This window comes from Nonomuraea mangrovi, from assembly GCF_042681425.1.
GTDB classification, from domain to species: Bacteria; Actinomycetota; Actinomycetes; order Streptosporangiales; family Streptosporangiaceae; genus Nonomuraea; species Nonomuraea mangrovi.
In genome coordinates, this window is the sequence record NZ_JBHUFV010000105.1 from 37,822 (window position 1) to 63,432 (window position 25,611).

A 25,611-nucleotide genomic window follows, 5' to 3' on the forward strand; every position below is an offset into this window, starting at 1 on the left:
CCGGTCAGCGGAGGATAATGTGCCTGCCATGAGCAGCGATGTGGAACGCCTGGCGACAGGACGCGGTGCCGCCACCCGCGCGGCCCTACTCGACGCGGCTCGCGAGGTGTTCGTCGAGAAGGGGTTCGCCGAGGCGGGCGTCACCGACGTGGTCGCCAAGGCGAAGGCCAGCGTCGGCAGTCTCTACCACCACTTCTCCGGCAAGGCCGACCTCTACCTGACGCTGTTCGAGGAGTTCCAGGCCCGTCAGGCCCAGCGCACCAAGCAGGCGGCGCGCGAGGTGCGCGCGGAGGGCGAGTCCGACCCGATGCGGGTGTTCCTGGCCGCCGCCCACGCCTACCTCGCGGGCTCGCTGGAGGAGCGCGAGCTGGCGGCGCTGTTCCTGCGCGGCGACGGGCCCCCCGGCTTCGAGGTCATCATGCGTGAAAGGCTGCGCACCTGGGCCAAGCGCAACGCGGCGCTGTTCGACGACGACGAGGGCGCCCTGGTCGTGGTCGTGACGGGCGCGCTCGCCGCCGCCGTGTCCGAGGTCGTGCTGTCGGAGGACGAGACCGCCGCGCGCCGCCTCGCCGACGACGTGCTGGCCATCATCGGGCGGATCAGGCCGGTCACTTCGGCGGGCGGCACCTCCACCGGGTAACCTCGCCATTCGTGCGACGGTTCACTCAAGGTTTCTACGGCTACGCGTTCGCCCTCTTCGTCTGCCTGGCGCTCGCCGTGATCATCGTGGTGACCGCGCCCACGGGCAGGGAGGGCCAGCACGTCCCCCGCCTCGACTACACGATCACGGTGGCCAACTACAACAGGTCGGTGCCGTACGAGGTGTGGGCGCCCGCCAAGGACCCCGCCGACTGGATCCCCAACAGCAACAGGATCGCCAAGGGAGCCAACAACTCGTCCGTGCTGTCGATCGGCTACGCCACCGCGCCCGACGCCGAGGACGAACGCCACCACGCGATGATCGTCCAGGGCGCGGAGAAGCCTCCTGCCGCGTTCGCCAGCCGGATCGCCAACTCCGACAAGTCCATCGGAACCGTGCAGATCGCCGGAGCCAACTGGGAGAAGCGGTTCCGCGAGGACAAGAACCAGCGCACGCTGGTCCGCTTCCTGCCCGACACCACGCTGATGGTCACAGGCACCGCCGACTGGCCCGAGCTCACCACGCTCGCGTCCACCCTGAAGCAGCAGCCCAAACCCGCCAACTGACACGCCTGTTCGGCGTGCCAGGGAATGTGCTCTGCTGAGCACATGAAGATCACCAAATACACGCATGCGTGTATCCGGCTCGAACAGGACGGCCGGGTGCTGGTCATCGACCCCGGCGTGTGGAGCGAACCCTTAGCGCTCGACGGGGCCGACGCGGTCCTCGTGACGCACGAGCACGGCGACCACATCGACGTGTTACGCCTGCTCGGGGCGGGCGTGCCGGTGTTCGGGCCGCGGTCGTTGCGTGGCCTGCCGTACACGCCGGTGGGGGTGGACGAGGAGTTCACCGCGGCGGGATTCAGGGTGCGGGCGGTCGGCGGGCGGCACGCGCTCATCTACGGCGGCGAACCGGACTGCCCCAACCTCGGGTACGTCGTCGAGGAGGCCGCCTACCACCCTGGCGACTCCGTGCACGTTCCCGAGGGGCCGGTGGAGACGCTGCTGGTGCCGTTGCAGGGCTCGTGGCTCAAGACGGCGGAGGCGATCGACTTCGTCAAGGCGGTACGGCCCGAGCGGGCGTTCGGCATCCACGACGGGCAGGTCAACGAACGAGGGCTCAGCAGCCTGAACGCGTGGCTGCAAGCGGAGACCGGCTGCTACCGCCGGCTCGCCCCCGGCGAGAGCGCCTGACCCTGTTCACGCCGCCGCCAGGCCTGTTCGGCGAAGGCGCGGGACGTTCACAGCAGGCGCAGCAGGTCGTCCATGCCCGCCTTGATCGCGTCGGCGGTCATCCCGCGCTCGGACTGCTGGTGGCTGATCAGGCACGCGTTGATCGGCGCGAGCAGCGCGTCGGCGAGGAAGCGCGCGTCCGCTTCGGGCCGGACCTGGGCGAGCAGCGTGGCCAGGTGCGTGTGGTGGAGCCTGTACGGCCCGCCGAACCGCGCCTTGGGCGGGCCCGCCTCCAACTGCAGGAACAGCTCACGCTGCGACACCTTCCTGTCGATCAGCGTGTGCAGGAAGGCGCGGATCCGCTCGGCGGGCGGCGCGCCGGGGCCGGCAGGCGGCGGGCCCGTCAGGAAAGCGGCCTGGAACTCCCGTTCTCCCGCGTCGATGAGCGCGTAGATCAGCCCCGAGCGGTCGCCGAAGCGGCGGTAGACGGTGCCGACCCCGACATTCGCCTCGCGCGCCACCTCGTCGAGGGAGAGGTTCTCCGCGCCGTGCGTCGCGATCATTCGCGCCGCCACCTCGATGATCTTCTGCCTGTTGCGCGCGGCGTCCGCCCGTTCGGCGGGGGGCTGCCCTGCGATCGGCAGTTCACGGGTCATCGCTGCATCCTAGTCCTTGTAAGTGGAGATCTCTCCGGTTATTCTACGGAACCGGAGAGATTTCCGCTTATGGGGAGGCTGCGCATGCCGTCTGAGTTCAACCAGAAGATCATTGAGGAGTTCCGCGCGAACGGAGGCCTGGTCGGCGGCCACTTCCAGGGCTCATCCCTGGTTCTGCTGTCCACAACGGGCGCCAAGAGCGGCAGGCGCGTCACGACGCCGGTGATGTACGTGCGCGACGGCGACAGGGTCGTCATCATCGCGTCCAACGCGGGCGCGGACAGCCACCCCGCCTGGTATCACAACCTGCTCGCCAACCCGGACGTCACCGTGGAACTCGGCACCGAGACCTTCGCGGCCACGTCCGAGCTGATCGAGGGCGACGAGCGGGACCGCCTCTACGCGGAGATGGTCGCCATCGCGCCCACCTTCGCCGACTATGAGGCCAAGACCGCGCGCCGCATCCCCGTGGTGGCACTCAACCGCGCCACCTGAGATCCCCGCTAGAAGGGGCGGTCGTCGTCCTGCGGCGTGGGCTCGGCCCTGCGCGCCATGGCGGCGGCCAGCTTCACCCTGGCACCCTGCAGCCACTCCTCGCAGATCGCGGCCAGCTTCTCGCCGCGCTCCCACAACTCGATCGACTGCTCCAGGGTGAGGCCGCCGGTCTCGAGGCGGCGCACCACCTCGGTCAGCTCCTCGCGGGCCTGCTCGTACGACGGCGTCTCGTTCTTAGCCACCGCACCACCCTAGGGCGCGCACCCGACAGAATCGCCCCACGACCCCACGCCGGGACGAAGAACGGCGAGGTCGGCTTGCTACCGCCGCCGCGTGGAAGGGCCCGCCGATCTCCCCTCAGCTCGACCCTGGGCGCTTCAGGGGAGGGCATGTGGAAGTTCCACCGACGTCCCTTCGGCGGTCCGGCGGGTCCCCTGGGTGCTCCGGAGGAGGGCGCGTGGGCGTGACTCGCCTGCGGCGCGTGCCGAGTCGGCCCTGGTGGGCAGGACTCGGCGGGGCCGACCCGGCCTGCCGCGCCTCCCGCGAGCGGTCTCGACGCTCGCCGGTTCCGTCGGGACCGCGGCGAGGCCCGTGGACTTCGTGAGATCGGCAGGCCGGGTCGGCTGACCCCGGCTGGGAGCGTGCAGGCCGGCCTGGTCGGGGGATCGGCCCTGTCCGCGGGCACGCCGGGGTGGGCCGATCCCGCCTGGGATGTCCGTCAGGTTTCGCCGGCGGGATCCGCGGGCTCGGTAGGGGGTGCGGGATCCGCGGGGGAGTCCGGGGTGGGGGAGCTCCCGTCGGAGGGGTCGGCGGTGACCGGGACTCGGCCGTCCGTGAGGCGGATCGTCAGCCGGTCGCCCGGCGAAACGTCGCGCGCCAGCCGTACGACGTCTCCCGACGGATGCTGCACGATCGCGTAGCCGCGCTCCAACGTCGCGGCGGGGGACAGCGCGACCAGCCTGGCGCGCAGGTGGGTGAGGTCGTCGGCGGCACGGTCGAGGGAGCCGCCCATCACCCTCCTGGCGCGCTCGCGCAACGCGTCGACCTGCTCGGCGCGCCGTTCGAGCTCGCGCACGGGGTCGGCGAGCGACGGACGGGACCGCACCGAGGTGAGCCACGCCATCTCCCTGTCGAGCCACCCGCCCATCACCCGCCGCCCGCGGTCGCGCAACTGCCGGATGAGCGTGAGCTGCTCGCCGACGTCGGGCACGACCTTCTTGGCCGCGTCGGTGGGTGTGGACGCGCGAACGTCGGCGACCAGGTCCAGCAGCGGGCTGTCCTGCTCGTGACCGATGGCGCTGACCACGGGGGTACGGCACGCCGACACCTCGCGCACCAGCGACTCGTCGGAGAACGGCAGCAGGTCCTCGAGCGAGCCGCCGCCACGCGCGATGACGATGACGTCGACCTCGGAGTCGGCGTCGAGCTTTCGCAACGACTCGGTGACCTCGCCGACCGCGTACGGCCCCTGCACGGCCACCTGCTCCACCTTGAACCGCACGGCGGGCCATCGGCGGCGGGAATTCTCCAGCACGTCGCGCTCGGCCGCCGAGTCGCGCCCGCAGATCAGGCCGATCGTGCCGGGCAGGAACGGCAGACGTCGCTTGCGGTCGGCGCTGAACAGCCCCTCGGCGGCCAGCACCTGGCGCAGCCGTTCGAGCCTGGCCAGCAGCTCGCCCACGCCGACCGGGCGGATCTCCAGCGCCGTGAAGGCGAAGGAGCCGCGGTTGACCCAGAAGTCGGGTTTGACGTTGACCACGACCCGAGCCCCGTCGGCCGGACGGGGCATCGCGGCCTCGTAGACCCCGCGCGGGCAGGTCACCCTGGCGGAGACGTTGGCGACGGGGTCGCGCAGCGTCATGAACACCGTGCCGCCCCTCGCGGTCAGCTCGGTGATCTGGCCCTCCACCCACACCGTGCCGAGCTTGCCGATCCATCCCGCGACCATCTGCAGGACCGTGCGGACCGGCAGGGGTTGCTCCGGCGTGGTTTTCGCGCTCATGACAACGAAGGCTATGGGTCGCTACCGACTATTCGGCGGCTTCCAGCTTGGCGAGGCGGTTCTCGAACATGCGGATGACGTCCGCGCGGGCCGTGGTGGCCTTCTCGTAGGCGAGCAGCTCCCCGATCTGGGCGACGGACTTGCCGCGCATCCTGGCGCGCAGCGAGGCGACGCTGAGGTCGGCGTACCCGGCCAGCGGCTCGGCGAGCTCGCCCGTCTCGACAGCCTCGGCGGCCTCGGCGGCGGAGGTGGTGGCCTTGGCCGCCTTCGCCAGCTCGCCGTCCTCGGCCTCCGCCTTGGCGGGCTCCATAGCGGCTTCCACCGAGGACTCGGCCGCCGGCTCGGCGACGGCCTCGGGCGCGGCGGCCTTCGGCGCCTTCGCGGACCTGGCCCTCGGCTTGGCGGGCTTCGCGGCGGGCTTCGCGGCGGGCTCGGCCTCGGCGGCGGGTTCGGCCTTCGCGGCGGACTTCGCCTTCGCCGGCTCGGACTCCGCCTTCGCGGGCTCGGGCTCCGTCTTCACGGGCTCGGCGACCTTGGCCGCGGGCTCGGCGGGCTCGGGTTCGGCCACCGGCTCGGCGGCCTTCACGGTGGACGCGGCGGCGCTCTCGGGCGCGACGGCGGCCGCGCTCGCGGGCTCGGCCGCAGCCTCGGGCGCGACGGCGGCCGCGCTCGCGGGCTCGGCCGCAGCCTCGGGCGCGACGGCGGCCGCGCTCGCGGGCTCGGCCGCAGCCTCGGGTGCGACGGCGGCCGCGCTCGCAGCCTCGGTCGCGACGGCGGCCTCGGTCGCGGGCTCGGAGCTCGGCGAGGCCTCGGGGGCGGGCTGCGCGGCGGGCGTGGCGGTCCTGGTGGCGGAGCCGTTCGCGGACGTCTCCTGCGACGGCGTGAAGATGACCGGCTCGGGGCGCTCCGCCTCGGTCTTGTCCTTGCGCGGCGCGAAGATGACAGGCTCCCTGCGCGCGGGCTTGTCCTCCTCGACCGTGTCCGTCGCGGACACCTGCTGCGCCGCCGCCGTGGGACGCTCGCTCTCGTCCTCCTCCTTGCTTCCCAGCCCCTTGACGGCGTTCTTCACACGGTCGGCGAGAAGCAGCGCCTGGCCCGCGGCGCTCAGCGTGGTCTGGATGAAGAAGAGCGGGATGTCCTTGGCCTTCTCCTTGAGCTCTTCACGATTGGTGACAGTTTTAGCGATGTTGCGGACAACGTCACTGAGAGACATGCCGGCTCCTGGGAGGTCTGTTGTGGGCGGCCAGTCTGGCAAACTTCCGCGCACGCGTGCACGGGCGGGCTGGGTGGCCTCTTCCACGTAGCATAGGAACATGGAGCCAAAGACCCCCGCCCGACGTGTACTCGTAGCCAAACCGCGCGGTTACTGTGCTGGAGTGGACCGTGCCGTCGAGGCGGTCGAAAAGGCCCTCGAACAGTACGGCGCGCCCATTTACGTGCGCAAGCAGATCGTGCACAACACCCACGTCGTCAAAACGCTCGAGGAACGCGGCGCGATCTTCGTCGAGGAGACCGCCGAGGTTCCCGAGGGCGAGATCGTGGTCTTCTCCGCGCACGGGGTCTCCCCGATGGTCCACGCCGAGGCAGAGCAGCGGCAACTACGCACCATCGACGCCACCTGCCCGCTCGTCACCAAGGTCCACAACGAGGCCAAGCGGTTCGCGAGCCAGGACTACGACATCCTGCTCATCGGGCACGAGGGCCACGAAGAGGTCGAGGGCACCGCGGGTGAGGCGCCCGACCACATCCAGCTCGTCGACGGCCTCGACTCCGTCGACCGTATCGAGGTGAAGGACCCGAGCAAGCTGGTGTGGCTCTCCCAGACGACGCTCTCCGTCGACGAGACCATCGAGACGGTCACCAAGCTCAAGGAGCGCTTCCCCACGCTCATCGACCCGCCGAGCGACGACATCTGCTACGCCACGCAGAACCGCCAGGTCGCGGTGAAGGAGATCGCGGACCAGGCCCAGCTCGTCATCGTGGTGGGCTCGGACAACTCCTCCAACTCCAAGCGCCTGGTCGAGGTGGCGAAGGGGTTCGGCGCGGCGTCCTACCTGGTGGACAACGCCTCCTTCATCCAGGACGAGTGGCTCGACGGGGTCACAACCGTCGGCGTGACCAGCGGCGCCTCGGTGCCCGAGGACCTGGTCGAAGGGGTGCTGGCGTACCTGGCCGGGCACGGTTTCGACGACGTCGAGGAGGTCGAGTCGGTGAAGGAGAGCATGCGCTTCGCCCTGCCGCACGAGCTCCGCAAGGACCTGCGCGTCGGCTGACGTTCCCGGGGCGGGGTGACCCCTTCGAGGGCGTCACCCCGACCGGTGAGCTTCAGAAGACTCGTGTCCCGGGTTCGTTCGGCCCTCGGCGCAGGCCGCCGGCAGGAGCGGGACGCGAGATCTCCGCGTGCGACCGTCCCTCCACGAGGCAGACGTCGGCCGTCCACAACCACGTGCGTACGGCGGGCCGTGTCGGAGGGGCGGTCACTCGTCGAGGGAGCGGGGCGTGCCGTACACCTTGGGTTCGAAGTAGCCCTCGGGCTCCGGCGCGAAGCTCTGGTCCTTGGGCGCGCGGGGGCGGGGGATGTCCACGCCGGTCCGCAGTTCGTCGCGCAGTTCCCTGACGTTGCCCGTCAGCCCGCGCTTCCACGCGATGGCGAGCACCAGCGCCGACCCCGCGAACAGCCACGGCGCCCCGGCGGACAGGGACGTGAACAGCCCGAGTGCGAGCGCCTGCGCCAGTGAGCCCTTGCCGAGCGCCCGCCCCAGCTCGACGATGAGCGTGGCGCCGAAGAACACCAGCGGCGGCGTGACCACCAGCGACAGCAGCTCGCGCGGGTTGACGAGGAGGACGGCGACCAGGCACGAGCCGATGAACGCGAGGCCGACCAGGATCGGCATGATGAGCAGTGCGGCGAGGATGTACCCGGCCAACGTGCCGATGAGGACGAACGCGATGGCGCCGCGGGCGGTCAGCCTGACAGCCGGACGCCTGCCTTTGTCACCCATGAGCCCGCCCCCTTTACCGGCGACCTACCTTCATCGTGCGTCAGGACAGGTCGCCAGCCAACTTACCGTTCGCGTGAGTTATCAGAGATGAGGTTTCGAGCAGTTCGGGTGAGGCGAGCGGCCTCGGGAGGCCTTCCAGCATCTCGGGGGAGTCGAGATCTCCGTCCACGACGCCCAGATCGTGCAGTTTGCGGGCCGTGACCAGCACTCTGCTCTCCAGCGAGCCGACCGTCTTGTTGTAGCCCTCCACGGCCCTGCTGAGCGCCTTGCCGAGCGACTCGACGTTGCGGCCGAGGGAGGACAGCCGCTCGTACAGCTCCTTGCCGAGCTCGAAGACCGCGCGGGCGTTCTCGCTGAGCGCGGCCTGCTGCCACGCGTAGTGGGCGGTGCGGAGCATCGTGATCAGCGTGGTGGGGGTGGCGATGTGGACGCGCTTGCTCATCGCGTACTCCAGCAGCCCGGGGTCGCGTTCCAGAGCAGGTGCGAGGAACGCCTCGCCGGGGATGAACAGCACCACGAACTCGGGTGAGGGGTTGAACGACTGCCAGTAGGCCTTGGCGGCGAGGCGGTCGATGTGCTCGCGGACGTGCCTGGCGTGGGCGTCGAGGCGGACGGTGGCGAGGCTCTCGTCGCCGGCCTCGGCCGCCTCCAGGTAGGCGGCCAGGGAGACCTTGGAGTCGACGATGATGTTCTTGCCGCCCGCCAGCCGTACGACCATGTCGGGCCGATGGGGCCCTTCGACGACCTGCTCGTCGAAGTCGCAGAAGCGCTGCATCCCCGCGATCTCGGCGACCCTGCGCAACTGGAGCTCGCCCCACCTGCCTCTGGCCTCGGGCCGCTGCAAAGCCCTGACCAGGGCGGTCGTCTGGGAGCGGAGCTGCTCGTTGCTCTGGCGCACGAACTCCATCTGCTGCGCCAGCTCGGCCCTGGCGGCGCGCTGGCCCGACTCGGTGTCGCGCAGCTGGGCCTCCACCCGCGCCAGCAGGTCCTTCAGCGGGTCGACCAGGTGCTCGACCGCCTGCCTCCGCTGGTCGAGGTCGCCGGTCGCCTCGGCGCGGCTGGCGGCCATGCGGGTCTCGGCCAACTCCAGGAAGCGGATGTTGTTGACGTCGAGCGCCCGCGTCGACAGCGCCTGGAAGCGCTCGGCCAGCTGTTCCTCGACGTAGACGAGCTTGTCGGCGGCGGCCTTGGCGCGGGCGTCGGCCTCCGCCACGCGTACGGCCGCGCGGGTCCTTGCCAGCAAGAAGCCGATCGCCAGTCCGAGTGCGAGGCCGATGAGCAGCGAGACGACATCCATTGTTCGCATCTTTCCAGGGGGCGGCCGCACGGGTCCTGCCGACACGCCTGCCGCATTCCGCTTGTGCCGACGGTCCGCGTCACTCACAGTACCCATATGGTTACGGGTTCGAGGATGATGGTCGCACTCGCCGCCACGGCCGTCGTCGCGGCGCTCGTGGTCGCGGCGGCAGGGGCGGTCATCGCCGCCCGCGGCCGTGACGGGGCGCGCACCGTGGCGTCGAACTCGTCCGTGCCGCACGCGCTGGTCTGGAGGCCCGGCGCGTGCGTGAGCAAGGCCGGAGCGAGGTTCGACCTCACGGCGTGCAACGGCGGCCATGCCGAGGTGCTCGCCATGGAACGCGGGCCGCGGGACTGCCCCGCCGACACCGACGAGATCGCCCGTGTCGGCAGGGGCAGGATCGCCTGCCTGCAGTACTTCGTCGAACCCCACCCGGGCGCCCGTGGCGCGGGCGGCGGGCTGCTCCGCGCCGGCGACTGCCTCGACCGTGCCGGCCGCGAGCTGCCGTGCTCCACCTCCGGCTGGTACGGCAAGGCCCTGGCCGTGGTCTCGCGCATGGGCGACTGCCCGCGCGGAACGGTCGACGCGCTCGCGATGGAGGGTCAGGTGGCGTGCCTGGGCTCCGGTGGCGGCGTGCTGGCCGAGGGCGCGTGCGTCGATGAGAAGGTGCGCAGGGTCGCCTGCGGGTCGCGCGCGTCGTGGGCCCGCGTGACCGCTTTCGGCAGGTCGGGTGGTGACTGTCCTTCGGGTTCCGATCGCTATGTCACGGCCAGGGGGGCGTATCGGCCGGTGACCTGCTTGCATCTCATGGCCAGGTAAACTCGGGCCACGTGAGCCTCAGTATCGGCATCGTCGGCCTGCCAAACGTCGGCAAGTCCACCCTCTTCAACGCGCTGACCAAGAGCGCCAACGCTCTCGCGGCCAACTATCCGTTCGCCACGATCGAGCCGAACGTGGGCATCGTGGGCGTGCCTGACGACCGCCTGGCCAAGCTGGCTGAGATCTTCGGTTCCGCCAAGATCCTGCCCGCGAAGGTCGAGTTCGTCGACATCGCGGGCCTCGTGCGCGGCGCGTCCGAGGGGCAGGGCAGGGGCAACCAGTTCCTGGCCAACATTCGTGACACCGACGCGATCTGCCAGGTCATCCGTGTCTTCAGCGACCCCGACGTCACGCACGTCGACGGCGAGATCTCGCCCAGGCGCGACATCGAGACGATCAACACCGAGCTGATCATGGCCGATCTCCAGACGGTCGAGAAGGCCATCCCGCGCCTGCAGAAGGAGGCGCGGGTCAACAAGGACAAGAAGGCGGCGCTCGACGCCGCCGAGACGGCGCTCAAGGTGCTGGAGACCGGCAAGACGATCTTCGAGAGCGGGCTCGACCGTGACGAGCTTCGCGACCTCCACCTGCTGACGGCCAAGCCGTTCCTCTACGTCTTCAACCTCGACGCGGACGAGCTCGTCGACACCGCGCTCAGGGATCAGCTTTCGGAGCTGGTGGCGCCCGCCGAGGCGGTGTTCCTCGACGCCAAGATCGAGTCGGAGCTGGTGGAGCTCTCCGACGAGGAGGCGCTGGAGCTGCTGCAGTCGGTGGGGCAGGAGGAGTCGGGGCTGTCGCAGCTTGCCCGGGTCGGGTTCGAGACGCTGGGGCTGCAGACCTACCTCACGGCGGGGCCCAAGGAGACGCGGGCGTGGACGATCCGCAGGGGAGCCACGGCCCCCGAGGCCGCCGGCGTCATCCACACGGACTTCCAACGCGGGTTCATCAAGGCGGAGGTCGTGTCCTTCGACGACCTGGTCGGCGCGGGGTCCATCGCCAACGCCCGGTCGGCGGGCAAGGCCCGCATCGAGGGCAAGGACTACGTGATGCGTGACGGCGACGTCGTGGAGTTCCGCAGCGGACTAACCTCTGGTTCCAAAAAGTAATCTTGTGACAGGGCTCGTACGCGCCCATAGGCTCCTGAGTGCCCGTGTACAAACTGATCGTCAGGGCGACTTGGGAGAGGCGGATCGCGCGAGCCGTCGTCCCATGAGGATGATCATCGCCCACAGGACCATGGCCTCGTGGTGCTCGGATAACCGTTCATAGTCACGTACACACCGCCTGCGCTGGGAGATCCACGACAGCGTCCTCTCCACCACCCACCTGCGGGGCAGGACCACGAAGCCGCTGACGTCGTCGCTGCGTTTGACGATCTCCAGGGTGAGCCGGACGTGCTTCCTGGCCCAGGTGACAAGCTTGCCCGCGTAGGCGCTGTCGGCCCAGATCAGCGCGATCCGCTCGTACCAGTCGCGCAGGCGTTCCAGCGCGGGCTTGGCGCCGTCGCGGTCCTGGACGCTGGCGGCGGTGACGATGACGACCGGCAGCAGGCCCAGGGTGCCTTCCGGTTGGCGATGGGGCTTCGATCACCACCGTTGCTACTGGAAGGTCGCTCTATGTCGCTGAAGATTCGCGCTATGTCGCCATTTTGCCCATTTGCCGCCTCATGCACCGGGCTCAGGGATCAGTTTGTACACGGGCACTAAGACAGGAAGACCTGGTCACGCGGAGCCGGTCGGAAGGAGACAGGCGCAGATCGTACTTGCGCCTGCGTCCGTCGGGGAAGTTCGACGAGGACGGCAACCCGATCCCCGCCCGACGGCATCACCCGACCAAGCCACGCAGGACCTGGCGACTGAGCTGGTCACGGGCTTCACGCCGTAGGGCTTTACACGGATACCTACTGTCGAAGGTCCTGTCGAAGGTCGGCCGTCGCGGGACCGGCTGGGACGGCGGGGGTTCGAGGCCAGGTCCAGGCGGAGCGCAGGATGAAGGCCAGGAGCAGCACCTCGATTCCGATGGAGAGGCCGTAGAAGGAGGCCCAGTCCCAGGACTCCCCTGCCGCGTTGACCGCCGAGTAGGGGATGTAGAGCAATGCAACGACGAGGTTCGTGGCGCGGTTCACCCGGGCGGGCAGCGTCATGGAGAGCATCACCATCAGGGCCGGGATCGCCACGGACGCGAGCATCATGGTCAACAACGTCGGGCTGATGTCGAACTCAAAGACGACGCCGGCGCGGAGCTTGTCGATGACGCCGGGCTTGTGGAGGTGGAAGTAGTCGACGTAGATGTAGAGGAACATGAAGCTGGTCCACGCGGCGGCGAGCTTGGCCTGCACGGGGACCGGCGGGTTGTCGAGCAGGTTCGGGGTTTTCGTTCGGATGGTCATCGGTTCTTCTTTCGAGAGGAGCGGTCCCTCCGCCGGAGTGGCGGCAGGGATGTACCGAGGCCGCGCCCACCTGGACGAGCACATCGCCTCGACCGGGCAGCGGTAGCCCGGACCTCGGACGACTCGAGCGCTGAGGGCAGGCCGTAGCGGTGCTGGTCGGCGGCCCGCATCGTCGTCGCCCCGGCCGGACTCGCCCCCCGGCACCAGGCGTGCTCCGGCATTCGATCGCTGTTCGATTCCCACAGAAGCCTCCTCACGTCCGAGCTACGACTCTCGCTGGTTCGTACATAGTACGTCGTACGCTGTACTACGATCGTACGCTGTACCATGACCGTACGCTGGACGATTGTCAAGACGTTCGAGCGAGCGAGAGGAGACCCGTGTCTGCGAGGGAACGACGCCAGGTCGCGTCAGACGCGGGGCTGAGCAAGCAACGGGTGGTGGTCGAGGCGGTCCGGCTCGCCGACCGCGAGGGGGTCGACGGGCTGAGCATGCGCCGGCTGGCTGGCGCTCTCGGCGCGGGCGCGATGTCGCTCTACTACTACGTGGCGAGCAAGGAGGAGTTGCTGGACGCCATGATCGACGTCGTGTTCGAGGAGATCGAGCTCCCGCCCGAAGAGACCGACTGGCAGTCAGCGATGCGACGTCGGGCGGTATCCGCCCGACGGGTTCTCGCACGCCACCCGTGGGCGATCGGCCTGATGGAGTCGCGGACATCGCCGGGGCCCGCGAACCTCCGCCACCGCGAAGCGGTCACCGCCTGCCTGCGGAGGGCTGGCTTCTCGGTCTTGATGGCGACGCACGCCAACTGGTTGCTCGACAGCTACGTCTACGGTTTCGCCCTGCAGGAAGCCAGCCTGCCGTTCGACACCGCCGATGAGCTCGCGGACATGACCGAGGACGTCTTCCTGCCCCAGCTTCCTCCTGACGAGTTCCCCTACCTCAACGAGTCCGCCGCGGCGCTCGTCGCTGCCGGCTACGACCCGGCGGAGGAGTTCATCTTCGGCCTCGACCTCGTCCTAGCCGCCCTCGAGCCCCTGAGAGCCTCCGCATAGCGACGCTCACGGACCGTCGCGCGGCCCTCTGCACCGCAGGCTCCGCAGTTAAGCACGAGACGTGGTGGAGTTCCGCTTCAACGTGTGACCCGGTCGCGGGCCGGCCGGTGAGCTCGCGCCGGCCTTGCGGAGTGCGGTCAGCGCGATCGCCGCGGTGATGGCGGCGATCACGGCGCAGACGATGCCGATGGCGTTCAGCCCACTGGTGTAGGCGTCCCGCGCGGCGGTCAGCGCCTTGGCTGCGGTCTCGGCGGGCAGCTGCCGAGCCGCCACGATCGCGTGCTCGAGACCGCCGCTGACGGCCTGCGAGACGTCGGCGGGCAGGCCGTCAGGGACGGTGACCACGCCACGGTAGACGGCGGTGCCCAGGCTGCCGAGGGCGGCGATGCCAAGCGAAGCGCCGAGGTCGCCGCTGATGGAGGAGAGCGCGGCCGCGGAGCCGCCCTTCTCCGGCGGGGCGGAGCCGACGACCAGGTTGGTGCCCAGCGCGCCGATGGGGCCGCCCCCGAAGAAGACGGTCACGAATCCGGCGACGATCAGTGGCATGCCGCCCACCGGCTCGACGAAGACGATCAGCAGATAGCCGACCATGCTGACGAGCAGGCCCACTCCGATGACGAGGGAGAGCGGGAAGCGCTTGGCCAGGGCAGGGGCGAGCTGGGCGGCGACGATCGACGCGATCGCCGACGGCACCATCCACAGGCCCGCCGCCATCGGCGGGAGTCCCTCCACCATCTGGAGGAACCCGGTGATGAACAGGTAGCCGCCCCCTGTGGCGACCATCGAGACCAACAGGATCACCAGCGCCGCCGTGAAGGCGCCGCTGCGGAAGAGTCCGAGGTCGAGCAGAGGGTGGGTGAGGTTGCGCTGCCGCCTGACGAACAGGGCGCCGACCGCCGCGCCCACGACGACGGCGACGAGCGGCAGCGGCTCCCAGCCGTGGCGGGTGAGCTCCTTGAGTCCGTAGACGATCGGCAGGATGGCGGCCAGCGACAGGACGACGCTCAACAGGTCGAGCTTGCCGCCGTCGGGGTCCTTGTACTCGGGCAGCAGGATCGGCGCGGCGATCAGCAGGATCAGCATGACCGGCACGCCCAGCAGGAACACCGAGCCCCACCAGAAGAACTCGAGCAGGACGCCGCCGACGACCGGGCCGAGCGCGGTGCCCGCCATGAAGCAGCCGGCCCACACCGCGATGGCTCGGCCGCGCTGCTGCGGGTCGTGGAACATGTTGCTGATCAGGGCGAGCGTGGACGGCATCAGCGTGGCCGCCGAAATGCCGAGCAGGGCCCGGGTGGCGATGAGCATCTCCGCGCTGGACGCGTAGGCGGCCAGCAGCGAGGTGAGGCCGACGGCGGTGGCGCCGATCATCAGGAGCTTGCGGCGGCCGATCCGGTCGCCCAGCGTGCCCATGGTGACGAGGAAGCCCGCTATGAGGAAGCCGTAGACGTCCATGATCCATAGCGTCTGTGTCCCGGTGGGGCTCAGCGCCTCCACGAGGTGCGGGAGGGCGAGGAACAGCACACTCTGGTCGAGAGAGATCAGCAGGGTGGGCAGAGCCAGCACGGCGAGCCCCATCCACTTCCTCGCTCCCGCCTGCGAAGCGTGGGCAGACATGTGTTTCCCTTCCTGGGTTCAGGGGGGGTGGGGCTCAACCCAGCATCAGGGTGGTCATGGCCGGGCCGAAGGCGGCGCCGAGCAGGTAGGCCAGGTTGTACAGGCCTATGGCCGCCGGCTCCTGCCCTCCGGGAACGGCCGCGCGAGCGCGGTTCGCGAACACTCCCTGCCCTGAGGCGGCGGCCAGCGAGGCGAGCGCCTGGGCAGACAGAAGCGCCAGCGGGGCGACGCTGAGGGCGGCGGTCACCGTCGCGATCCCCGCCAGCACCACGAAGAGCACGGCCGGGACGAGGAAGGGACTCCGCTCGGTCATCGCGATCACCGCGTACGAGACGAGCCCGCCGAACAGCAACGGCCAGGTGATGGCCAGCCCGACCTGTCCGCTGCTCCAGCCCGCGTTCGCGGTCAGCAACGGCGGCAGCGCGTAGATCAACCCGAAGTTGACCACCGCCAGCAGGAACGCCAACCCGGCCGCGATCAGGAAGGCCGGAGCGCGGACGACCGCCAGGGGGACGAAACCGTCGGGCCTGGCGCGCAGGCGCAGCGCCAGCAGCAGCCCGATGACCGCCGCCGCGCCCACGGCCGCCTGCCAGGAGTGCGGGACGAACACCAGCGCCGTGACCATGGCCGTCAGCAGCACCATGCCGGCCAGATCGAACCGCCTGCCGGACACCGGCGTGACCGGTCGCCTGCGCAGCACGAACGGCACACAGGCCACGCTGAGCACGGGCAGGGCCAGCGCGGCCCGCCAGCCCAGCTGATCGGACACGACGTCGCCGATCAACGGGGCGGCCGCGCCGATCGTCGCCAGTGAGGCCGTGACCAGGCCCATCGCGCGAGGCGAGCCGGTGAGGCTCATGGCGATGGTGGTGAGCCCGGCGGTCCCGAGACCCTGGAGCGCGCTGCCGGCCATGAGGAACGGCAGGGCGGAGGCGGTCATCACCAGGACCGCGCCCAGGAGCACCAGCGCCGTGGCGGTCAGCAGCGCCATGCGTGCGCCGCGACGATTCTGCAGGCCCGCCAGCAGCGGGGTGCCGACCGCGATGGCCCACCCGAACGCGGTGACCAGCCAGGTCAACGCCCCGACGCTGAGGGTGAGCTCGCGAGCCGCGTGGGGCAGGACCAACGTCGGCCCTGCGATTCCGAACGACATCGGACCCGCCATCAGCGCCAGCAACACCGCCGGGACGCCGCCGCGCGTGACGTCGCGCTCGTGCGGGGGCGCGCTCACCGGCACGTCACGGGATACGCCGGCCCGTGCGGCGCGCGGTCCGCTGTCCGGCGCCCCCAGACGGCCGGTGAGGGAGTCATCACTCATCGGGGATCCGTCATCGTCAGCGTCGGATAGTCGGTGTAGCCGCGATGGTCGCCGCCGTAGAAGGTGGTGGTGTCGGCCTCGGCGTACGGCCCCCCTGCCTCGACGCGGGCGGGCAGATCGGGATTGGCCAGCCAGAGCCGCCCGAAAGAGATCGCGTCGGCGAGCCCCGACCGGAGCGCCTCCGCCCCCTCCCGCACGGTCGCGGGCTCGCCCCCACCCCTCGGGTGCGGATTGAGCACGAGCGTGCCAGGCCATTCGGCGCGCAGCAGCTGTGTGATGCCGCGCGTGTCGTTCTCCGAGACGTGCAGATACGCCAGCTCGTACGGCGCCAGCGCGCGCGCCAGCTCGCGATAGAGGATCTCGGAGTCGCTCTCGTCCATGCCGTTGTAGGTGATGCCCGGCGAGAGGCGGATCCCGGTGCGTGCCGGGCCGATGGCGTCGGCGACGGCCTGTACCACCTCCATGGCGAACCGGATGCGCCGCTCCACGGATCCGCCGTAGGCGTCGGTGCGCCGGTTGGTGTTGTCCGACAGGAACTGGTGAATGAGGTGGCCGCTGGCGCCGTGCAGCTCCACCCCGTCGAATCCCGCGTCCATCGCGTATCGGGCCGCGGTCACGAATTCCTCGATGGCGCAGGCGATGTCGTCCATGGTCATGGGGCGCGGAGTGGGGTGGTCCAGCGGACCCTGCGGCGTGTAGAGGCATTCCCCGGAGGGGACGGCTGAGGGCCCCATGGGCAGTGCGTCACCGGGATAGAGGCAGGGGTGGCCGATCCGGCCCGCGTGCATGAGCTGGACGAAGACACGGCCACCACCACGGTGTACCTCGTCGGTGACCGTCCGCCAGGCCGCCGCCTGCTCCGGCGAGTGCAGCCCGGGAGTGTCGATGTAGCCCTGGCCCAAGACGCAGGGCTGGGTTCCCTCTGTGATGATCAGTCCCGCGCCGGCGCGCTGGCCGTAGTACTCCGCCGTCAGCTCGTCCACCAGGCCGCCGCGAGCGCGGCTGCGGGTCATCGGTGCCATGACGAGGCGGTTGGGCAGATCCAGGTGGCCCAGGGTCACCGGCTTGAGAAGCTCGCTCACGTCTTCCTCACATTTCGTGTCGGCATTTCCGCTGGTCCGACGCTATGAAGCGGTGAATACGCGGCGAATCGGTAATGTTTCGGTATCTACGTACGGTGGTCGGTGTGCGTATCGACGGGGCGGGGTGCTGGGTTGCTGTACGGCAGGGAACGTGAACGAGCCGAGCTCCGGACCCTCATCGATGCGGCACGAGACGGCCGGAGCGGCGGCCTGGTCGTCCGGGGGGAGCCAGGGATCGGCAAGTCGGCGCTGCTGGCCTGGGCCGCCGAGTACGCGACCGGTGAGGGGTTGCGCACGCTGTCGGTCACCGGGATCGAAGCCGAGGCCGATCTCGCCTTCGCCGGGCTCGTGCAGCTTCTCTGGCCGGTGCGGGACAGGCTCGGCGCCCTGCCTGGGCCTCAGGCCGACATGCTGCGGGCCGTGCTCGTGCCAGGTGAGGCACGGTGGCCGGGTCCGCAGGACAGGTTCCTGTCGGGGCTGGCCGTCCTGACCCTTCTGGCGGACGTCGCCGAGGAAGGCCCGCTCCTGTGCCTGGTGGACGACGCGCACTGGCTGGACGAGGCCGCCGCCGACGCGTTGCTCTTCGCCGCGCGCAGGATGTCGGCGGAAGGGGTCGCGCTGCTGTTCGCCGCGCGCGAGGAGGGTTTCGTCGCGGCCGGAATTCCCGAGCTGAGGCCGTCGCGCCTGTCCGCCGAGGACGCGGCCTCGCTGCTGACAGACCGCGGGCTCGCGCCCGCCTCGCGCGAGCAGGTGGTCGACGAGGCGGCGGGTAACCCGCTGGCGCTCATCGAGTTCGCCGCCATGCAGCGCCCCTACCACTCCGTGGCCGGGCCGATGCCGGTCCCTGACCGGGTACTCGCCTCCTTCCGGTCGCGGATCGGCGTGCTGCCCGAGAAGACGCGCCAGATGATGCTGACGGTCGCCGCCGAGGGGCGCGGGCATCTGCCCACGCTGCTCGGCGGGGCCGCGGCGCTGGGGGTCGGGCTGGAGGACCTGGCGGAGGCGGAGCAGGCAGGACTGGTCGACGTCACCGCGAACGTCGTGACGTTCCGTCATCCCCTGATCGCTACTGCCACCTACCAAGGCGCTCCGCTGGCGCGCCGTGTCGCTGTGCACCGGGCGCTGGCGGCGGTGGCGAGCGACGAGGACTGCAGGGCCCGGCATCTAGCCGCGGCGACGACGTCGGCGGACGAGCAGGTTTCCGATGAGATCGCCCGCGCGGCCGAGCGCGCGCGCGGCCGCACCGCGTACGCCGCCGCGTCAGGGCTGTACGAGCAGGCCGCGTGGCTCAGCCCGGAGCCGCCGACACAGGCGGTGCGGCTGGGGGAGGCGGCGTGGCTGGCGCTGTCCGTCGGCCACGCGACCCGCGCGGTGAGCCTTGTCGAGCAGGCCGAGCGGCTGGTGCACGACCCGGAGCGGCTGGCCACGTTGGCGCCCGTGCGTGCGGTGGTGGAGTTCGAGGTGGGCGAGCGGCGGCTGGCCGCTCGTGTGCTGGCCGAGGGGGCGGCGCACGCGGCGCAGGAGCAGGCCGTGTCGATGCTGCGCGCCGGCGCGGGCTACGGCTGGTTCCACGGCGACCGTGAGGCGATCCTGGGCGCGGCTCAGCGGCTGTCGGAGATGGGATGGCCCGACCCCATGGTGCTCGGGATGGCGGCTCTGGTGCAGGAGGACTACACGCGTGGCCTGCCGTTGCTGACGGAGTTCGTCGCGCGTGCCTCCCGGCCGGAGGCGGATTTCCCGCCAGGGGCGGCAAGGCCGGAGACGTTCGAGGAGGGAGCGATCCGCCTGGCCGGAGGTTTGACGATCTCATGGGCCACGCTCTGCGCGATGATCCTCGGCGCTGACGAGGCCGCCGCCGAGCTGGCCGAGGCCGATGTGGCGCACTGCCGTCGCCATGGCCTCGTCGGTGCGCTGCCGCAGAGGCTGCAGGACCTGGCGGGCGTACAGGTGGCGGCCGGGCGGCATCGCGACGCCGAGGCGTCCATCGAGGAGGCGGTACGGCTGGCCCGCGACACCGGGCTTGAACAGCGGGTTCCGCAGCTCCACTCGGTGCTGGCGAAGATCGCTGCCATCGAGGGCGATGAGGCTCGCTGCGTGCGGCTGGCGAGCAGCGCGCCCGACACCGGCGGCATGGCAGGCACGACCGCGCTGAGCCTGCTGGACCTGGGGCTGGGTCGCTACGCCGCCGCGCTCGACCGGCTGGAGGCCGCCATGCGCGGGCCGCTGAGGCACGCCTCGGGGCTGCTCGTCGCGGCCGCTGATCAGGTGGAGGCCGCCGTCCGGCTGGGCGAACCGACGCGGGCCGCCGAGCCGCTGCGCCGGTTGGAGGCGTGGGCGCGGGCCGGAGGCCAGCCGTGGGCAGAGGCCGTGAGCAGCCGCTGCCGTGCCCTGGTGAGCGGGAGCGAGGCGGATTACGTGCGCGCGCTGGAGGCGCACAGGCACGTTGACAGGCCGTTCGAGCAGGCGCGTACCGAGTTGCTGTACGGAGAGTGGCTGCGGCGGGCGAAGCGGCGCAGCGACGCGCGGGCACAGCTCCGCTCCGCGCTCGCCGTCTTCGAGCGGCTGAGCGCGGTGCCCTGGCTGGAGCGGGCGCGGGCCGAACTGCACGCCACGGGCGAAACCCTGTCGCAGGCCGAGCCCACCGCCGCGAACCTGCTGGATCGGCTCACCTCACAGGAAGTGCAGGTGGTTCGCCTGGCGGTGGAAGGAGGTTCCAGCCGGGAGATCGCCGCGCAGCTCTTCCTCAGCCCTCGGACGGTCGAGCACCACCTCTACCGGGCCTTCCGCAAGCTCGGCATTCGCTCGCGCCGCGAGCTCGCCCGCCTCGACATCGACTGACAGGCGCCGCTCGACGCGGACCAGCGCGATCTTCCTCCCGTTCTCGAAGCTCAAGGGCTCTGTCGTCTCGCTCGGGGAGCCCTCGCTCAGAAGGGAAGGCCGCGAGGTCCCGGAGCTCCCGGAAGCCCCAAGGGCGACGACTATCCACGAGTCCGGTGAAACCGGGACAGCATGGGGCGTCAACCCCTTCCAACCCTGGCGCGTCGAATCGTCACGGCGATGACGCTGACTCGGGAGGACAGATCATGATTCGTCGCATGCTGCGGAACCGACGCCCCACCACCCCCGCGCTGGCGAGCATCAGCCTGGAGGAGGAGCTCGCCCTGCTCAGGGTCGAGCTCATGTACGGCCTGCGCGTCAACAGGGAGGCCTACCTCCGCAGGAAGATGGAGGAGCGGGAAGAGGTCATGCGCCGGATGCGCCACCGTGACGCGCAGGCCATGCTCGCCGATCTGCGGGGTCGTCTCGACCGGGTCAAGCCGCAGAACGACGCGCCGAGGGTGATCGATCTGCGAACTCGCCGCCGGCTGCATCCCGTGGACGGCCCCGAGACCGCCTGAGCACCCCCTCTGACCAGGCCGCACGCAAGCGCGAGCCGCCGCCTATACCAAATGTGTGGTTCGAGACAGTGCCTATGCCCTTTGGACAGCAATCTCTGGCCATCGGGTAATGCCTTCCCCATGTCTGGCCAGGTCAAATGCCAATTCCACACGAAAGGGACAGGAACTGGCACTCCGGCCAGTCATGCGCACTCGGTTTGCCCACACGCGGCGATGCCTGCAGCATGGGCGTGGCTTTCCTGGAACAATTGGCGGGACTCGATAGGGTGACTGCTTCGCCACGGATGATGCGACATCGCGCCAGCCGGGGGGATCGGCGCGAGCGGAGGCGTGATGGCTCGTAGGTCAACCGTCCAGCACGGTCCTCGGATCGCTGGCGACCCCGAGCTTTCGGCATACCCAGAGTTCGACCAGGCTCCTCCCGGCGACCGGCGCACGGCCAAGCGCGGCGGTTGGACGGGAGGCGGCGGACGTTGGCTCGTCTGGACCGGCCGCGCCATTCTCTGGGCGCTTATCGTAGTTATCGTGGTCAATGGGGTTCGTGCACCATTTGAGCGATTCACTCAGTCAGGTACTCCCACGGCGAACGTTCCCTCTCCGACGAGTCAGGCGTTTCCCGCCGAGCGCGCCTCCGCGTTCGCGACCCAGTTCGCCAGCATCTACCTGAACATGAAGTCGGAGGAGCTCGACCAGCGCAGCAGGCAGCTCGCGCCGTACCTGCCGAGCACCGAGGACCCGCAGTGGGGCTGGGACGGCTACGGCCGCATGTTCGCCGCCAACCTGCAGCCCTTCGGGGTGGAGACCGTCGACGCCAGCAACGCGATCGTCACGCTGGCCTTCCAGTCGGGCGCCCGCAGGTTCCTGCTGTCGGTGCCCGTCTTCTACTCGGGCGGTCGGTTCGTGGTCTCCGGCCATCCCGCGCTGCTGCCCGCTCCCGGAGCCGCCGAGCTGCCCCAGGTGGCCCAGCCCGAGGGCGACGAGGCGGCGGAGGCCGAGCTGCGACCGCAGCTGCAGGGCTTCTTCAAGGCCTACGCCGACGGCAGCTCCGACCTGTCCCGCTACCTGGTCGCCGGCAAGAGCCTGCCGAGCTTCGGAGGGGCCTTCACCTTCATCGAGCTCAAGAGCGTCGTGGTGCCTGTGGGGGGTGCCACCAGAGAGATCCAGGCAGTCGTGGTGTGGGGCGTGCCGACCGGCGCGACTCCCTCAGCCACGCCCGGCGCCACCGAGCCGGGCGCGGTCGGCGGACGCCTCGAGCAGGCCTACCGCCTCACTGTCGAGAAGCAGGGCGACAAATGGTACGTCGAAGACATCCGCGGTGCCGGTCGGGCCGTTGGATAGACGCACGACCACGCTGCTGATCGATACCCCCCGGGAGGACCCTAGATGAAGACCCTCATCCTCAGCTTGATAGAACTGGCGACGCCGTCGCCCGCCCCCACCGGTCTCGACACCGGTGGGCTCGCCAACTTCCTACGCGGGTTCTTCGCCCCGCTCTTCCTCGTCGTCGTCTCGGTCGTCGCGCTGTTCTTCCTCTTCACACGCGAGATCACGAGATTCGTACAGTTCCTGATTCTCGCTGTGGCGATCGGCGTGATCTTCTACGTTCCCAACATCATCGAAGTCACAGCTAGGGCGATCGCGGGGGCTCTCGGCATCAAGTGAGCACCGCTCCCTGTCGGTATCGGGAGGGTTGAGACCGCCTTGGTGCGGTCATTGAACGAAAGGCAGCGGCGGCTGCGAGCGAGGGCGGAGAGGAGGACCGCATGGACCTGCCTACCTATACGAACATCTGGCGCATCGAGAAGCGGCTCTACAAGCTGTACGACCTACGGCTGCCCATGCCGCTCCCCATCGTCTGGATCGGCGTGTTCGTCGGCGTGCTCGCTCCATGGTCCGTGCTGCTCTGGCTCGTCGGCATCGGCTTCGAGGCGCCGTGGCACGTGCTCTATCTCGTACCGCCCGGCATCGTGACGTGGCTGTCCACCCGCCCCGTCATCGAGAACAAGCGGCTGACCGAGCTCATGCAGTCGCAGCTGCGGTACATGGGCGAGCCCCGCTCATGGTGCCGCATGGCGCCCGCGGGCGAGCCCGAGACCGTGACCTTCTCCGGCCGGGTCTGGCGCGCGGCCCCCGCTCCCGCCAGGGCGAAGGCACGCGCGGCCGCTCGCAAGCGCCATGCCGCCCCCGCCGTCGCCAGGTCCCGCCAGGTGCGTCCCGCCGTGGCCGCCGCCGCCGCGGCGGCCACACGCGCGCCCGTCGCCGAGACCGCTCCCGCGCGGCCCGCCTGGGGCGGCGCCACGGGCCGCCGCCACGGCGTCGCCCCCGCCCTGCTCCAGACCGAGCTCGACGCGTCGCTCTCGCCTGTACGGCACGCGGACCTGGCTTCCGTCCCCCTGCGGGTGGAGGTCACCCCCGATCCCGCGCCTGGCGACGGACTGGTCGTGGAGGTCGCGCGCACCGCCGAGCACGTGACCGGACAGACGGGCCTGCCCGATGCCCCGGCTCCTCCGATGGGCGACGGGGCCGACCACGAGGACGCGGGAGAAGCCGGGTCCTGGCCCGCCCGCGAGGACGTGAGAGAAGCCGGAGCCGGGCTCGCCCGCGAGGACGCGGAGGAGGCCGGGTCCGGGTCCGGGCTCGTCCGTGGAGGCGCCAGGGAGGCCGGAACCGCGGCTGCTCGCGGGGATGCGAAGAAGGCCGAGAGAGGGTCCACTCGCTGGGGCTCCAGGATCGAGCCCGGGGCCGCCAGGACACCGGCCCCCGACGCCCCGGCGTCGCCGTCCGCCGCGTCGGCGTCCACCGCCGCTTCTCCGGAGGCGCCGTCCGCCGCGTCGACGTCCGCCGCCGTTTCTCCGGCGTCCACGTCCGCCGCCGTTTCTCCGGCGTCGGCGTCCGTCGCCGCTGACCCGGGGTCCACGGCGGGTGCGTCGGCGTCCATGCCCCCCAAGCCCATCGGCACCGAGGCCCTCCGCAGGCTGCGCAGGCTGGCCGCTACGGCCGACGCGTCCGCCGAGCCCGCCGCCGACGTGTCTGCGGTCCCCGAAGCGCCGGCGCTCGAAGCACCCGCCGCGCCCCTCACGGCCGCTTTGACCACGGACCGCCAGGCCGCGGACCGGCAGATCGCGGACCAGCAGGCCGCGGACCGGCAGGCCGGAGAGCAGGCCGCGGATCGGCAGGCCGAAGACGGGCAGGTCGAGCTACCGACCGTCCACCAGGGCCCCGAGGAGGTGGAGGGCCACTCGCCGGCCTCGCTGCCCGAGCTGCCTCCTACCTTCGAGCCCTCCGCGGCGACCGGCGTGCCGCAGCGCGGCCCGAGGCGCGCCGACGATGCCCGGCAGGCCGAGGACCAGGCGAGGGACCAGCACCGCAAGGGTCAGCCGCCGCTGACGACCGCCGTCGTGTTCCAGGGGCAGGTCAAGCCCACCATCCCGTCGATCGGTCAGGGCAAGCGGCCATCCCGGTCCCCGGCCGAGCGATCCGCGCAGCCGCCGCTCCCCACGGCGCCCGCCGAACGCCGCCCTGTTCCTCGACCGGCGTCCCCGCCCGCGCAGGGCGCCCCGCCGCTCAACATCAGGGCCGTCCAGGCCCCCGCCACGCCCGGCACCGCCGTTCCAGGGGCGCGCAACGAGCCCCGCGTGCGCAGGGTCGAGTCCGTCGTCGGGCGCGACTCCTCCGGCGGCTGGCGCAGGCTCGCCCAGGTGGTCGTGGGCGGTGGCGGCAGCCGTACGGACGGGTCGGAGATCGACGAGGCGCGGACGCGAGCGGTGTTCGGCGGCAGCAGGCGGGTCGTCGTGCTCGGCTGCACCGGCGGCGCGGGCCAGAGCACGACCGCGCTGATGCTCGGCCACACCCTCGCCCACTACCGCGACGACCGGGTCCTCGCCGTCGACGCAAGCACCGGCGGCAGCACGCTGACCAGCCGTATCAAGGCCGAGTCGCCCGAGACGCTGACCAGCCTGCTGTCGGGGCTCGGCCAGATCAGCGGCTACCTCGGCATGCGGGCGTTCACCACCCGCACGGGCAGCGGTCTGGAGGTCGTGGCGGCCGACACCGACATCGGCGCCGAGCAGCGGCTGGCCGACCGCACGCTCTACTCCGACCAGCGGCTCGGCCAGGCGATGCGCCTGCTCGACCATCACTACAAGCTGGCCGTCGTCGACCCCGCGCCCGCGCTGGCCGCGCGGGTCCTGCCGTACGCGGACCAGCTGGTGCTCGTCGTCCCCGCCAGCGAGGACGCGGCGGAGGCGGTGGCGATGACGTACGAGTGGCTCGACGGCCACGGCTGCGCCGACCTGCGCAGGCGCGCGGTCATGGTGGTCAACGGCGTGAGCCGCCGGAGCATGACCGACGTGGAGCAGGCCGAGGCGGTGGCCCGCGGAAGGTGCAGGGCGATCGTCAGGGTGCCGTGGGAGGACGAGCTGGCGCAGGGCGGCACCGAGCCCGTGGAGCCAGGACAGCTGCGACCGGCGGGACGGCGGGCCTACCTCGCCCTGGCCGGGGTCGTGATCGCGGGTTTCGCATCAGCACAGAGCACACGTCCCAGCGAGGAGGAAGTGGCGCAGTGACCCCCCGGGCACCCAGTCGCATCGGGCGACCGGCACGACGGAGGTATGGCGGTCTGGAGAGCAGTCTTCTCGCCGACCGGCGAGGCTCATGCGCTGAGGGG

General features: G+C 70.8%; 24 protein-coding genes. 13 read left to right on the top strand and 11 right to left on the bottom strand.

All coding sequences use genetic code 11. The features are described from left to right. The first annotated feature begins 28 nt into the window (after positions 1–28). From ACFSKW_RS52660 to ACFSKW_RS52670, 3 genes are read left to right on the top strand one after another with little or no spacing between them, the layout of a single operon-like run. A complete protein-coding gene (locus ACFSKW_RS52660) occupies positions 29–640 on the top strand; it encodes a TetR/AcrR family transcriptional regulator (RefSeq protein WP_379583081.1) in 612 nt (203 codons plus the stop codon). Between the two features lie 11 nt (positions 641–651). Continuing rightward, positions 652–1,206: a DUF4245 domain-containing protein gene (locus ACFSKW_RS52665; RefSeq protein ID WP_379583083.1), complete on the top strand. Its 555-nt coding sequence runs from the start codon at positions 652–654 to the stop codon at positions 1,204–1,206. Between the two features lie 42 nt (positions 1,207–1,248). After that, complete coding sequence (locus ACFSKW_RS52670; protein WP_379583085.1) at positions 1,249–1,836, top strand: MBL fold metallo-hydrolase; 588 nt, start codon at positions 1,249–1,251, stop codon at positions 1,834–1,836. A gap of 47 nt (positions 1,837–1,883) precedes the next feature. Here ACFSKW_RS52670 and ACFSKW_RS52675 read toward each other — a convergent pair whose 3' ends face one another. Further along, complete coding sequence (locus ACFSKW_RS52675) at positions 1,884–2,471, bottom strand: TetR/AcrR family transcriptional regulator (RefSeq protein ID WP_379583087.1); 588 nt, start codon at positions 2,469–2,471, stop codon at positions 1,884–1,886. Between the two features lie 84 nt (positions 2,472–2,555). Between ACFSKW_RS52675 and ACFSKW_RS52680 the strand changes: the two genes are divergently transcribed. Continuing rightward, entirely contained in the window at positions 2,556–2,966 is a 411-nt protein-coding gene (locus ACFSKW_RS52680) for a nitroreductase family deazaflavin-dependent oxidoreductase (protein ID WP_379583089.1), read from the top strand. 8 nt (positions 2,967–2,974) lie between these two features. On the opposite strand, the gene ACFSKW_RS52685 is transcribed toward ACFSKW_RS52680, so the two are convergent. The 3 genes from ACFSKW_RS52685 to ACFSKW_RS52695 all read right to left on the bottom strand — a co-directional run bounded on the left by ACFSKW_RS52685 (position 2,975) and on the right by ACFSKW_RS52695 (position 6,181). After that, entirely contained in the window at positions 2,975–3,208 is a 234-nt protein-coding gene (locus ACFSKW_RS52685) for an exodeoxyribonuclease VII small subunit (RefSeq protein ID WP_379583091.1), read from the bottom strand. Positions 3,209–3,684: 476 nt separating this feature from the next. After that, the gene (gene xseA / locus ACFSKW_RS52690; RefSeq protein WP_379583093.1) at positions 3,685–4,968 is read right to left on the bottom strand and encodes an exodeoxyribonuclease VII large subunit; all 1,284 of its coding nucleotides are present in this window, start codon (positions 4,966–4,968) and stop codon (positions 3,685–3,687) included. A gap of 28 nt (positions 4,969–4,996) precedes the next feature. Beyond that, on the bottom strand, positions 4,997–6,181 hold the full coding sequence (locus tag ACFSKW_RS52695) for a hypothetical protein (protein WP_379583095.1): 1,185 nt from the start codon (positions 6,179–6,181) through the stop codon (positions 4,997–4,999). A 100-nt stretch (positions 6,182–6,281) separates the two neighbouring features. Between ACFSKW_RS52695 and ACFSKW_RS52700 the strand changes: the two genes are divergently transcribed. Continuing rightward, positions 6,282–7,241, top strand: coding sequence for a 4-hydroxy-3-methylbut-2-enyl diphosphate reductase (locus tag ACFSKW_RS52700; protein ID WP_379583097.1), 960 nt, complete (start codon positions 6,282–6,284; stop codon positions 7,239–7,241). Positions 7,242–7,445: 204 nt separating this feature from the next. Here ACFSKW_RS52700 and ACFSKW_RS52705 read toward each other — a convergent pair whose 3' ends face one another. Together ACFSKW_RS52705 and ACFSKW_RS52710 are read right to left on the bottom strand one after the other, a co-directional pair. After that, a complete protein-coding gene (locus ACFSKW_RS52705) occupies positions 7,446–7,970 on the bottom strand; it encodes a DUF6542 domain-containing protein (RefSeq protein ID WP_379583099.1) in 525 nt (174 codons plus the stop codon). A gap of 40 nt (positions 7,971–8,010) precedes the next feature. Continuing rightward, a complete protein-coding gene (locus ACFSKW_RS52710) occupies positions 8,011–9,267 on the bottom strand; it encodes a DNA recombination protein RmuC (RefSeq protein WP_379583101.1) in 1,257 nt (418 codons plus the stop codon). Positions 9,268–9,381: 114 nt separating this feature from the next. On the opposite strand from ACFSKW_RS52710, the gene ACFSKW_RS52715 reads away from it, so the two are divergent. Beyond that, a complete protein-coding gene (locus ACFSKW_RS52715) occupies positions 9,382–10,086 on the top strand; it encodes a hypothetical protein (protein ID WP_379583103.1) in 705 nt (234 codons plus the stop codon). An 11-nt stretch (positions 10,087–10,097) separates the two neighbouring features. Then, entirely contained in the window at positions 10,098–11,192 is a 1,095-nt protein-coding gene (ychF, locus tag ACFSKW_RS52720) for a redox-regulated ATPase YchF (RefSeq protein WP_379583105.1), read from the top strand. Between the two features lie 60 nt (positions 11,193–11,252). Here the strand turns inward: ychF and ACFSKW_RS52725 are convergent, their stop codons facing one another. Both ACFSKW_RS52725 and ACFSKW_RS52730 read right to left on the bottom strand, forming a co-directional pair. Beyond that, positions 11,253–11,642, bottom strand: a complete 390-nt coding sequence (locus ACFSKW_RS52725; RefSeq protein WP_379583436.1) for a transposase — start codon at positions 11,640–11,642, stop codon at positions 11,253–11,255. Positions 11,643–11,986: 344 nt separating this feature from the next. Then, positions 11,987–12,475 (bottom strand): DUF6326 family protein, encoded by a 489-nt coding sequence (locus ACFSKW_RS52730; protein ID WP_379583107.1) that lies wholly within the window; start codon positions 12,473–12,475, stop codon positions 11,987–11,989. A gap of 380 nt (positions 12,476–12,855) precedes the next feature. On the opposite strand from ACFSKW_RS52730, the gene ACFSKW_RS52735 reads away from it, so the two are divergent. Further along, positions 12,856–13,530, top strand: a complete 675-nt coding sequence (locus ACFSKW_RS52735) for a TetR/AcrR family transcriptional regulator C-terminal domain-containing protein (protein WP_379583109.1) — start codon at positions 12,856–12,858, stop codon at positions 13,528–13,530. A gap of 48 nt (positions 13,531–13,578) precedes the next feature. Here ACFSKW_RS52735 and ACFSKW_RS52740 read toward each other — a convergent pair whose 3' ends face one another. The 3 genes from ACFSKW_RS52740 to ACFSKW_RS52750 are packed head-to-tail and all read right to left on the bottom strand — an operon-like array spanning position 13,579 to position 17,547. Next, positions 13,579–15,147: an MFS transporter gene (locus tag ACFSKW_RS52740; RefSeq protein ID WP_379583111.1), complete on the bottom strand. Its 1,569-nt coding sequence runs from the start codon at positions 15,145–15,147 to the stop codon at positions 13,579–13,581. Positions 15,148–15,181: 34 nt separating this feature from the next. After that, positions 15,182–16,465 (bottom strand): MFS transporter, encoded by a 1,284-nt coding sequence (locus ACFSKW_RS52745; protein WP_379583113.1) that lies wholly within the window; start codon positions 16,463–16,465, stop codon positions 15,182–15,184. Beyond that, positions 16,462–17,547: an alkene reductase gene (locus ACFSKW_RS52750; RefSeq protein ID WP_379583115.1), complete on the bottom strand. Its 1,086-nt coding sequence runs from the start codon at positions 17,545–17,547 to the stop codon at positions 16,462–16,464. Before ACFSKW_RS52750 ends, ACFSKW_RS52745 begins: the two co-directional genes overlap by 4 nt. A gap of 132 nt (positions 17,548–17,679) precedes the next feature. Between ACFSKW_RS52750 and ACFSKW_RS52755 the strand changes: the two genes are divergently transcribed. The 5 genes from ACFSKW_RS52755 to ACFSKW_RS52775 all read left to right on the top strand — a co-directional run bounded on the left by ACFSKW_RS52755 (position 17,680) and on the right by ACFSKW_RS52775 (position 25,510). Next, positions 17,680–20,385, top strand: coding sequence for an ATP-binding protein (locus ACFSKW_RS52755; protein WP_379583117.1), 2,706 nt, complete (start codon positions 17,680–17,682; stop codon positions 20,383–20,385). A 257-nt stretch (positions 20,386–20,642) separates the two neighbouring features. Further along, positions 20,643–20,945 carry a hypothetical protein gene (locus ACFSKW_RS52760; protein ID WP_379583119.1) on the top strand — a complete coding sequence of 101 codons (303 nt, stop codon included), beginning with the start codon at positions 20,643–20,645 and terminating at the stop codon, positions 20,943–20,945. 333 nt (positions 20,946–21,278) lie between these two features. Then, positions 21,279–22,283, top strand: coding sequence for a conjugal transfer protein (locus ACFSKW_RS52765; protein ID WP_379583121.1), 1,005 nt, complete (start codon positions 21,279–21,281; stop codon positions 22,281–22,283). 45 nt (positions 22,284–22,328) lie between these two features. After that, entirely contained in the window at positions 22,329–22,607 is a 279-nt protein-coding gene (locus tag ACFSKW_RS52770) for a hypothetical protein (protein ID WP_379583123.1), read from the top strand. 101 nt (positions 22,608–22,708) lie between these two features. After that, complete coding sequence (locus ACFSKW_RS52775; protein WP_379583125.1) at positions 22,709–25,510, top strand: TcpE family conjugal transfer membrane protein; 2,802 nt, start codon at positions 22,709–22,711, stop codon at positions 25,508–25,510. The last annotated feature ends 101 nt before the right edge of the window (positions 25,511–25,611 follow it).